Source organism: Streptomonospora alba, from assembly GCF_000826685.1.
GTDB lineage: Bacteria > Actinomycetota > Actinomycetes > Streptosporangiales > Streptosporangiaceae > Streptomonospora > Streptomonospora alba.
This window is the reverse complement of sequence record NZ_JROO01000094.1, coordinates 1-313: the sequence shown is the minus strand read 5'-3', so window position 1 is coordinate 313 and position 313 is coordinate 1. Positions and strand designations below refer to the sequence as shown.

Genomic DNA, 313 nt, shown 5'->3' with positions numbered 1-313 from the left:
TCCCACGCCGTCTCCAGCAGCACCCGCTGCTGCGGATCCATCGCCAGCGCCTCACGCGGCGAGATACCGAAGAACCCCGCGTCGAACTCCGCCGCACCGCCCAGGAACCCGCCCCGCAGGGCGTAGGTGCGGCCGGGTACGCCCGGGTGCGGGTCGTAGAGCGCGTCCACGTCCCACCCCCGGTCGGCGGGAAACTCCGAGGTCGCGTCCCCACCCGCCTCCACCAGCTCCCACAGATCCTCCGGCGAGGCCACACCCCCCGACAGCCGGCAGCCGATCCCCACGATCGCGATCGGCTCCGCGGCGGCGCCGG

General features: G+C 74.8%; 1 protein-coding gene. It reads right to left on the bottom strand.

Annotation, left to right across the window (positions count from 1 at the left end):
* Positions 1–313 (bottom strand): beta-ketoacyl synthase N-terminal-like domain-containing protein (locus LP52_RS25410; protein ID WP_040276958.1); only part of this gene is annotated, 313 nt, incomplete at both ends.